This is a genomic window from Variovorax sp. 22077, assembly GCF_052044195.1.
Taxonomy (GTDB): Bacteria; Pseudomonadota; Gammaproteobacteria; order Burkholderiales; family Burkholderiaceae_C; genus Variovorax; species Variovorax atrisoli.
Genome location: NZ_JBQEQC010000040.1, coordinates 26674 through 36757, shown reverse-complemented (window position 1 = coordinate 36757; position 10084 = coordinate 26674). Strand labels below are relative to the sequence as shown.

Sequence of the window (10084 nt, the reverse complement as noted above, 5' to 3'; positions counted from 1 at the left end):
CCTCGCGCGAGCAGACGGCGCAGACGATCTCGCGCCTGTTCCTGCGCAAAGAGCGCAGCGGCACTGGACATTGAATAGTGACGCCCCACTGTCTGGATCGTGGGAAATGCCTCCGTCAGGGCCATCACCGTGGCGAACCGATCCACGCCTTCTATATTTCGTCATGCACCTGCCCAGCCTTCTCCACCCCTCAGTGCTCAAATTCATCTTGAGCGCTGCGCTTGCAGCTTCGATCAACACCGCAGTTGCAGCGGATCCAACCTTTATCGAGAAGTCATTGGGGGTGCAGACCGTGCGGCTGCCCGTGCTTGCAACGTTCCCTGCGGCTTGCGAAGAAATTCGGCCGCTCGCCGAGCGCGCGGCCTCCCTGGCCCCCAAGAGCACGAACTTCATCACCTGCTTCGTGCCGGCGGACAAGCTGGTCCTGATTCGGCAGGGCCAGGTTGCCGACCTTTACCCGTACATCACGGTGAGCGTCGATCCGCCCCATCCGAGCGGCCCGTTCACGGTGCAGGAGTTCGAGCAACTGCGCGGGGCGACCCACGCTAGGCTGGGTGACCTCAGGGCGAAATCCGGCGAGGCGCAAAAGGAGTTGCAGGCCCAGGACGCGAACATCGCCGCACGCGGCGGCGACCTCCGGCGCGAGAACTACCGGCAGCAGTTGTCCGGATTCTTCGATGTACCAACGAGACTCAAGAGCTTTTCGTTCCTCGTGAACCGATCGGCCAAGGTCTCGGAAGCGGGCGCAAGCACTCCGCTGTGCGAAGTCAACGCCGTCAGCACCATCCTGTATTCGGGACGACTCCTGCGCGTCCTGGTGATCGATGACTGCGGCGGAACGACCCCGGGCTCGCGTGCTCAAGAGATCACCACGGCGTGGTTGACGGCGCTCTCGCGCCTGAATCCCGAGCGCAATTGATCAGGACTTCAAGCATGCGCTGAGACGCCTGCAGGAAGCAGATCATTGAGTGGATTGCGCGAGCGCGACCGGAGCCCGCACCAAGCAGATCACCAGCCGTCGAACGGCCTCAACCGCCAGCCAGCGTGTGGACTCTTAGCTTGTCGACCAGCGGAGCCGACGTTCATCGATCCGCGCTAGCACCCGGCGCCTGATCACCTGTATTGCCCATCCCGCCGGATCGAGCCACAAGCTGATGCTCCTGCGCATAGGCCCGCACGAGCATTTCGATGGTGGAAGCCACGGAGCGGTGTTCTCTCGCTGCCGCCAGCTTCAGCAGTTGCTTGATGTCCGCGGACGTGCGGATAGACACGGTCTCATCCTTCAGTCGACTCATAGTCACTTTGCGAAAACCCTTTTGTGCCGCAAATGTACGGCAACTTCCTTACGCAAAGATTGTTCCAGGAGACCGGAGGGGGCAGGATTGGCGGCATGGCTTTCGGCGCAGGCAGCGATCTAGCTGGGGCTCAACTGAAAAGTCCTTCGCACCCCGCGCCAGCACTTGCTCCGCTCTCCGCTCCCATTTTGCGGGTACACCCTGGGGTACACCGCACCGCCTATAGATCAGCACGGGCAAATAGCAGCGCGCTCAGCCGCCCGTTTTCAAAATTATCGCGAAACTCGGCTGCAGGGATTCGGCCCGAGCCAAGACCGCGCACCTTTCCAGCTACGGCTGTACGCGCTCATGCATTGTCATTCGTTTGAAAGTCGCGGGTGGCCTGCTTCGCCGCAGCGGCTGTCGGGCCCGTCGGCAGGCATTTGCTCACTACGGGCAACCAGCGTGCGCGGGGTCGATAAGGCCATGCCGGTCTCCACTGGCCCCTCCGTATGACCCGGGTGCCACCTACACAGGGCGCAACGCACGGCCCAAGGCTCCCGTCGGCAAGAAGGTGTGCTCTTGCGAGAAACGGCACACGCGCTATAACCCTTGAAATACAGAGTTCTGCCGCTGGCGAGAGGAGCGAGAAGCCTATGAAAACCAAGCAAGAGGCCCTGGAGCTGGTGAGCGCTGCGTTCTTGCATGCGCAACGGAAACTTGGAACGGAGGCAACGACGATGACGATCGGCGTCCTGAAGAACCGGCTGCTTCAGATCACCGATCGACGGTTTGATCCAAGGGATTTCGGCGTTACCGATATGCGCGCGTTCCTGGCAATGCTTGCGCCACAGGTCCAAATCACCAACAAGACCACACATGGCGAAGCGACGCTGAAGGTAGCTCCGGAGTCCGTTCGCATCGCGCAGGCTCCAGCCGGTGGACGGTCGATGGCCGAGATTTCGCCACAGCCGGCTGCCCCGGGGGACATGTCCCAGGATCTCCTGAAACACGATGGGCGGACCAGACCCGATCTGTGGGCTGCCGTCATGGACTATGCGAGCGGAGCAACGTACGTCTGGGACGAGCGCCTGGGCGAAGCCAGGCCAACGCGTGGCGAAGAGACCCTGCCGGTAATGCCGACTGTGACACCGGTAGAACTAGGAGAGTGGCGCCGAACCTTCGTGAGTGAACACAGGTCCGGACTCGGGGGAAGTGACCTGGCGAGCGCACAGCGCTGGCAAGAGCAAGGCCTTGCGACGGTATACCTACCCGCCCGATTGCGGCAGCCTTGGAATCGCGAGTTGTCACTACGTGTCCGCCAGCGTCTGCAGGAATTCTTTGGTCAATTGAATCCCAAAGCCTCCAGTATCGCTGGAGCTCCCGCCGCCACCGTGGAGCCCGAGCAGGCTGCCGACCTGTGGGGCGAGTTGCTCATGGCGGCGAAGGATAGGGGAGACGGCTTTACGGTCGGTGAACTCCTGTCGCAAAAACTGCAAGCGGCGTCGGAGGATGAATCCGAGCAGTTCATTGCCAGGATCGTCAATGCTTGGGCGTCACCGCGCGCGATGCCTGCGGAACCGGCTTCACTGTCTGATGTGTCAGAAAGGCTCGACTCCTATTCGCGAAAAAACCTCGCGACGGCGTTCGTCAACGCGATTCATCGCGTTGACGCGGTGGATCCAGGGTTAAGTGCTGCTGAGCGGGACTTTGCCTTCAAGCTCAGGGACGACATTGCTGCTGCTTATGGAGTAGAAGCCCGTTCGCCTGTGGAAGTATGCCGGGCTTCGTTGGCGAAGCTTGAAGAATTGATGGCAAGAGGGGCGTCGATCGTCACCCGATTCCTACGAGCGACGCCCGCAACAGCTCGAATCGCTTCGAGTGACCTACTGCCCCTCGCTCATCGGCTGCAGCCATTGCTGGTGGCTGCGGAGCAAGAGTTCTTGGGCGACCTCGATATTCTGATCGGACCGGCCTTCCGTAAGCTCTTCGAAGCCTACGAGAAGAACGAGGACGTTGAGGTGATCCGCCGCGCCCCCGAATATCTGGAGAACATCGCAGGGCATCGACCAGTGGCACCCGATCCCAGGTTGCAGAGCCAAGTCTGGCTGAGCCTGGTGCAGCCGGTGCTCGACCATCTCGTGACGTTGGTCGAGGATGCCACTTCGCGCGGCGAGATTGCCCTAGCGCCCTCCTTGGCGCTGAGGAATCCTCGAACCAAGGCCGATCTGCGTGCCAGTGGGACAGACGCCTTCTTGTCCTTCTCGTTGCTCAATCAAGGCAAAGGGTACGCCCGTGACGTCTCGCTACAACGCAGCACCGATGAGGCGCAGGAGACGGCCTATGACCTGGTTGTGTGTGAGCCAACAGGGCCGTTTGCGATTCCGCCGGGAGGGGAGCAGCTTGTGCAACTGCGCCTTAGACTTGCCGAGCCGTGTGCCGAGTTACGAATTCCAGTGCAGTGGAGTTGCGTCGCCAGCTCTGGTCGTCAGGTTGTCGCGAAGGACGAGTTGGAAATTGCTCAGCAAGTAACCGAGCCGAACTGGGAAGCGCTCCTCTCGGATCCCCCTTACACATTGAACCCGATCAAGCGCGCCGACAGGCTCTACGGCCGCGGCTCGATACTTCAGAACTTGCTTCTGAACGCCATGGCGGGCACGTCGACCTTCGTATGGGGCCAAAAACGCATTGGAAAGACGTCGCTCCTGCAGGTGTTCGCGGGAAACCTGGCCATGAGACGGGATACCACCTGCATCCTGCTACGCATGGGAGAGTTGGCGTCGCTTCACGAGGGGCAACTCGCTCACCGCATCGCGCATCGGCTGGTAGACAAGGTCGATTCCAAAATCGAAATACCTCAGGAGGCAGATTTCGGTGCCGGCATCAGTCTGCTGGTTCCATTCGTCGAACGGCTTTCCGAAAAGATGGAGCGGCACAAGTTTGTCGTCATCATCGACGAGTTCGACGATCTCGACCCTACGTTCTATACCGGCGAGCGTGGGCGCCAGTTCATGAAGGGACTGCGGTCCGCGTCGGAGGCAGGGCTGACGTTCTTCTTCGTGGGTAGCGAACGGATGGATGCAATCTTTGAGCGGCATCAGGCTGACCTGAACAAATGGACGAATGTGCGACTCGACAGGATCGACAACCGAGCGGACTGCCAGTCATTGATTCGAAAGCCTGTCGAAGGTGCCCTTGAGTTCGACGCTACAGCTGTTGATTTCATCGTCGACTACACAGCGGGCAATCCGTTCTATATCCACAATTTTTGCTACCAGCTTTTCCAGCGGTGCCTTCAAGAACATCGGACTTTTATAGACGCAAACGATACTTCGGCGGTGCGTCACCAACTGCTCAAGTCTCTCGGTGCGACCAACTTCGCGCACCTCTGGGAGGACAACCCTGTGTTAGACGCCCAGGACAAGCGCCGAGAAGCAGCCGGAAACTGCATCGCGCTCGCATGCATCTCCGCTCTTGGAGGTCGCTTTGAGGACGTTGAGGAATTGCTTGAAGCACAGCAGGGGCTTCCGATAGCCGCGGAAGACCGGGCTGGCACCGGAGAGCTCCGAAAGGCATGCGCTAGGCTACACAAGCGTGGAGTTATCTCTGATCGTGGGGGAGACGCAGGAAAGGTTGTCTCGCTGCAGATATTCCGCGAATGGCTTGGGGAGAACGCTCGCTCGAAACTCTTGCCCATCTGGGCGAGCTACCGTGAACTGGAGCGGGCTGCTGTGGCCGATCAGCCGGCGCCGACGATGCAGTTGGAAGCACCTGATGCGACATTCCCGATCGGCGAGGACGAGTTGCTGGCGGTCGCTCAGAAGCTCACGTACTGTGGCAAACAGAAGGACGTAGCCGAGATCAAGCAATGGCTGCGGCAGTTCGACGACGACACCCGCATCGAGACAGCCTATCTGCTGCTGAAGCGCATATCCGAGCACGGTTTCATCACTGAAGGGATGCGCGCGAACATGCTGTCCAAGGTCGACGAAATGATCGTTGCTAGGCGCGTGGCCACAGGCAGCGGCAAATGGACAATTGTGAAAAACCGTCGGACAAACCTCGCCATCGGATACCTCGATGTGGATCACAAGAGCGGCGCAACCATGGCTCGCGAGATGAAGACACGGATGCAGGCAGGCAAGTGCGCATCTGCAGCCGAGTTGGAGACATGGATGCGCACGAATGCAGACAAAGACGGCTTCGTGGCACTGGTTGACGACTTCGCTGGCACAGGGCAGACGCTCGTTGGAGGCTTAAAAAAAGCACGCGCGAAGGTATCGGCGGAGCTCTGGGAGCGGTACGTCTCCGAAGGACGTCTGAGCCTCTTCCTAATGTATGCCTTCCCACGGGCGGTCCGGGCTGTTGAAGAAGAGTTTCCTGGTCTCTCTGTGCTCGTCGCGCACTTCTTTGGCGACGAACTGCTGGCCTGCGATGAAGAGGCGGATATCTTCGAGTCGCCGGGGGAGCGCGCGTTTGCACAAGACATCCTCCAACAGATTGGCCGTGAGCTTTCGCCTAGTTACCCGCTTGGGCACGGCGACATGGGCGCGTTGGTCGTGTTTTACAACACCACACCGAACAACACGCTGCCGATTTTTTGGTCAGGCGGAACGGTCCAGGAGCAGCCATGGAAGCCGCTGTTCCCGCGCTCCTGATGCGTTGGTATTCTTCGTCATGCACACCGGAGTGGAGTTGGCAGATGTCACGTTGCGTCAAGTACCGATTGGTACTGCCCAGCAACCATGGCGACCGTAATCCACTAAATGTTCGATCAGGATCGGCGCGGTGGCTTGAACCGGCGGGGAAGACTCCGATCAGTCTGAAGCGAAACTCCGATTCGACTGTCCAACGGACTACTTGTGGCCAGCGATCAGCTCCAGCCGATACCGTGTGGCAGGCCCCAAGATGGGTTCAGCCGGTCTGTGAGGCATCCGAGTACCCCGCCGGATCATCAATCCAGCGCTGAAGTGCCGCACGCGACCATCCGCAGGCACGCCCACCCAAATGCACAGGAGGAGGAAACTTGCCACCAGCAATCCTGCGATACAAAGTGGCACGGCTCAATGCGGTGATGCGAATCACATCGGGCATGCGAAAGAACTCGGGCCCTGCCACGCTCGAAAGGTCAACACGGCGGTGACTGGAATGGGGCTGAAAATGCATGACAACTCCTTGAAGTTGATTCGAGCCCTCAAGCCGCGACTTGAGCATCGACAGGCGAATCTCTGGCTTGAAGAATCCGGACAGCAGCGCTGGGCCGAAATCAGAGCCGCACTCTCGTCGAGACTCGATCAGTATTGCGATCGCATCCAGCGCCTCTCAAGACTCGTCTCCCGCGTGGATGTGCGCCGAGCATGCGACGACTCACGACTTCCGACAACTGGCAACTTTCACAGGGGGGCAACCCCTACCTTTCGGCATCAGTGACCAACACGCTCAGATGGCAAATCAAACGGAGGCAGCTGTCGCGCACCACGTGATCCACACGCCGGTCCCGCGAAGGCGCCTTCAGCGAAACCGATGATGATTGCCAGACGCGATGAGTACGGCCCGGCAAAAAACTCCGTCGGCCGTTGCGCAAGTTCCTGGCTCACCGAGCCGGTGCTCCAGGTGACTTGGCATCAGTACGCTCCTGCGCTCGATTTCGCTCCGCATCCTTCCAGCGCTCCGCCATGCGCTGCTCGTCGGTCTGCACGGCAGGCATGCGACGGACGAAGCGCTCCACGCGCTCGGCCAATTCGGCTTGCCCCTGCCTTCTCAGCGTATCGGCGGTCGCCTGCCAGTCCGCCGCCACCTCCTGCCGGGTGCGCTGCATGACCTCTTTGCCAGCATCCAGGTTGCCTCGCCTTGCCTGAAGAGCTTGCAGCACGCTGTTCAGCTTGGCGCGCATGAAGGTCGAGGTCTTCGGTGGCCGACGCCCCCCTCGCTCGCTCATTGGCAGTTGCCCGAACGCCCGAAGCGCACGCAGCCGGTGATGGATGGCGTCCTTCAGCGGCTTTCGGATCTGACCGCGCACCTGCCGCGGCGTCGCGTTGGCCGCTACGCCCTGCTCCCGCATCAGCGCGGCGAACTGTTCGCGCCATTGGCGCAACGTCTCCTTGCGGATGTACAGACGCTTGCCGGGCTCGAACTCGTGCTCGCACTTGACCACGAGGTGCACGTGCGGATGTGGCTGGTCGGTGTGCAGCACCATGGCGTACCGGTACTGGAGCGCGAAGTTCTCCCGCGCAAACACGCGTGCCGCCGCGAGCACCTTGTCCGGAGGCGTACCCGGCGGCATCGACAGCACGATGTTGTGGGCGAGCTTCGCGCGGCTGTCCCTCTGGCCTGGGGCCGGCTTGGGCCTGTACTGGCTGCTGCACAGGTCCAGTTGCCAGTCGGTGACGATCTCCCTGGGCGCCCCGCGGCCATGCACGGCAGGTCCCTCATCGGTCTCGAGGGGGAGCTTGCCGTGCCGGCTGATGTAGCGCAGGTGCGCCTCGACGCCACCGGCGTCGCGCCCGCCGCCGGATACCTTCACCAGCACCTCGGGCGTGCGTCCCACCGTGCGCTGGATCTGCGCGATCTCGCCGGCCCCGAAGCGCAGGGTGCCACCGGGTCCACGTCGACCATAGCTCACGATGTCCAGCGTCATGTCGCGTGCGCCATCGGCCGCTTGGCGACCGCCGCGTGCGAGCCGCAGCGTCTGCTCAGGCATGGTCCACCTCGCGGCTGCGGGTCTCCCAGCTGACCAGGTTGCGCTGCACGATGGCGGCCGTACCCTGGCGCGCCTGCTCGATCTCTCGTTGGGCCAGCGCGAGTGCATCGATGATCTCGGAGGCCTGCGGCGGTGTGACGGTGTTCGGCAAACCGAACATCCGGAACCGCCGTCCGAGCGCGGCCAGTTGTGCGCAGGTCGCCTTGATCTGGGTGAGTTCGTTCGGCGGAAGTACCACGGGTCCGTGTACATGGTTGTGGATCAGCATGGCCAGGTAGCTGCCCGGCTTCATGCCCCGCAACCCGGCCCGTTCAGCAATCAGGGCACGATCGCCCGCGCGAAGCCGCAGGGTGATGCGATCTTCGGAAAGACGGCCGGTGTCCGAAGCGCGCGGGGCATGCGTAGAGGACGACACTGTGGTCGAGGGCGCATTGGTGCGCAGAACTTCGTCGACGAGCTTGGCGAGCAGGCCGGCCTCGGTGAGTTGATGATGTGCCGCGAGCGCAGCAAAGCGTGTCCGGGTTTCGGCCGGCACCCGGGTTCCAATCACGCTCGATCGAGAGGTCTTGGTCATCGCGACGCCATCGCTGTTAACAATGTCTGACGGCAGTCTATCCTGCCCTCACAGCCGCACAAGGACTCTGCCATTGACTACGAGGAACTCAGTCCCCTCTCGTGTTCGACATGCCGAACATGGCTAGAAGGTGGAGGAGCGCTGCAAATGTACGTCCGCTTTGCCCGACCATGAAGGCGCAGTCGCCTGCGGTCTACTCTCGCAGCGTGGACACCACCGACAGATAGGATACCGGCCTCGAATGGATGGCCTCGATACCATGCAACGCTGTTGCATCAAACAGCAGCGTGTCCCCTGCCCCCACCTCGACGGCCTTCGCACCGTAGCGGTAGGTGACGGCCCCCGACAGAAAATACAGGAACTTGAGCCCCGGGTGTTGAAAGGTCACATATGGGCCAGCCTCCGGCAGCAACGTCACCAGATAGGGCTCAACGAACAGGTTGCCCGACAGCGAGTGCCCCAGCAATTCATAGCGGTAGTCCGCCACGGCCCCGATGCGGTCGACTATGAGCCCCCGCCCCGCCCGCACGTGGCAGAGGTCCGTGCGCCGGCCCTGGTCGACGAAGAAGCGCGACACTGGCACATGCAAGCCCTGCGCAAGCCGCTCCAAGGTTTCCACCGAAGGCGAGACCAGGCCCCGCTCGACGCGCGACAGCATCGAAGCGGAAACCCCCGCCGCTAAGGCCAGCCGCCCCGCGGACGCCCCTGCTGCCATGCGCAGCGCCCTCACTTGCACGCCGATGCGCGACATGGATGGATTGCGCGGCGTGGGCGCCGGCCGTTTTGGACGAACACGCGTTACCGAGGCTGGCAGGCGCAGCGGGCGAGCCGTTGGCAGCGGTGAAGCAAAGTCTCTATGGGCCATCTTGAATCTCACACATGAGAATGGTATTCAGCACTTGCACAGCATCGGGAACGAAGGCAGCAAGCAATAATTCGTCATATATTTTGTAGTGTTATGCCATTCTATATGTGGCAATTGGGCGGTGCCAAGCCGCCGTGTTCCTTCAGCTCCACCACCTAACTTTCCGCGCGCCTTTCGAACTGCGCGGGTCGCGGTGGGCATCCCTCAGGAGGCGTTTGACACCGTCTCTTCTCGGACTTACGTCAGCATTCTTGAGAGAGGGGTGAACGTTCCCACGCTCACCAAGATCGATGCACTGGTTCGAGTCCTTGGCCTGCACCCATTGACGGTGCTTACGCTTGCCTACGCAAGTTCACCGTCGTCCGAAGAAATCAGCAAGCTGCAGGAACTGGTTGCCAGAGAGATTGCAAGTCTCGGACTGACAGCGTTCTCTCCAAACTCATTGCCCAGAGGCAGGACTCGTGGCACCGAGTAAGTCGCAAGACTGAGGTCGCTGATGGCGGGCTGAACTCCTTTATCGATGCGGTAAACGGGACGTTGAGCTCTCCCCTTTCTCAGGTTGATCGGTCCCGGCAGGCTAGAGATTGCTTTATCCGCCGCATCGGCTATTGATACCCCAGTCACCCCAGAGCAGATCAAGGCGGACGGGGACGCATACGTATACTGATTGA

General features: G+C 61.2%; 7 protein-coding genes. 2 read left to right on the top strand and 5 right to left on the bottom strand.

Annotated features, from left to right (window positions below):
* Positions 1-163: 163 nt before the first annotated feature.
* Positions 164-919, top strand: coding sequence for a hypothetical protein (locus ACTJLF_RS33415; RefSeq protein WP_440884785.1), 756 nt, complete (start codon positions 164-166; stop codon positions 917-919).
* A 163-nt stretch (positions 920-1082) separates the two neighbouring features.
* Here ACTJLF_RS33415 and ACTJLF_RS33410 read toward each other — a convergent pair whose 3' ends face one another.
* Positions 1083-1271 carry a hypothetical protein gene (locus ACTJLF_RS33410; RefSeq protein ID WP_440884784.1) on the bottom strand — a complete coding sequence of 63 codons (189 nt, stop codon included), beginning with the start codon at positions 1269-1271 and terminating at the stop codon, positions 1083-1085.
* A gap of 659 nt (positions 1272-1930) precedes the next feature.
* On the opposite strand from ACTJLF_RS33410, the gene ACTJLF_RS33405 reads away from it, so the two are divergent.
* Positions 1931-5932: a phosphoribosyltransferase-like protein gene (locus ACTJLF_RS33405; RefSeq protein ID WP_440884783.1), complete on the top strand. Its 4002-nt coding sequence runs from the start codon at positions 1931-1933 to the stop codon at positions 5930-5932.
* Positions 5933-6188: 256 nt separating this feature from the next.
* On the opposite strand, the gene ACTJLF_RS33400 is transcribed toward ACTJLF_RS33405, so the two are convergent.
* The 4 genes from ACTJLF_RS33400 to ACTJLF_RS33385 form a co-directional block, all read right to left on the bottom strand.
* Positions 6189-6440, bottom strand: coding sequence for a helix-turn-helix transcriptional regulator (locus ACTJLF_RS33400; RefSeq protein WP_440884782.1), 252 nt, complete (start codon positions 6438-6440; stop codon positions 6189-6191).
* 427 nt (positions 6441-6867) lie between these two features.
* The gene (locus ACTJLF_RS33395) at positions 6868-7974 is read right to left on the bottom strand and encodes a relaxase/mobilization nuclease domain-containing protein (protein WP_440884781.1); all 1107 of its coding nucleotides are present in this window, start codon (positions 7972-7974) and stop codon (positions 6868-6870) included.
* Entirely contained in the window at positions 7967-8548 is a 582-nt protein-coding gene (locus ACTJLF_RS33390) for a hypothetical protein (RefSeq protein WP_440884780.1), read from the bottom strand. The genes ACTJLF_RS33395 and ACTJLF_RS33390 overlap by 8 nt, the downstream gene beginning before the upstream one ends.
* Positions 8549-8741: 193 nt before the next feature.
* A complete protein-coding gene (locus ACTJLF_RS33385) occupies positions 8742-9299 on the bottom strand; it encodes a helix-turn-helix domain-containing protein (protein ID WP_440884779.1) in 558 nt (185 codons plus the stop codon).
* Positions 9300-10084 lie beyond the last annotated feature (785 nt).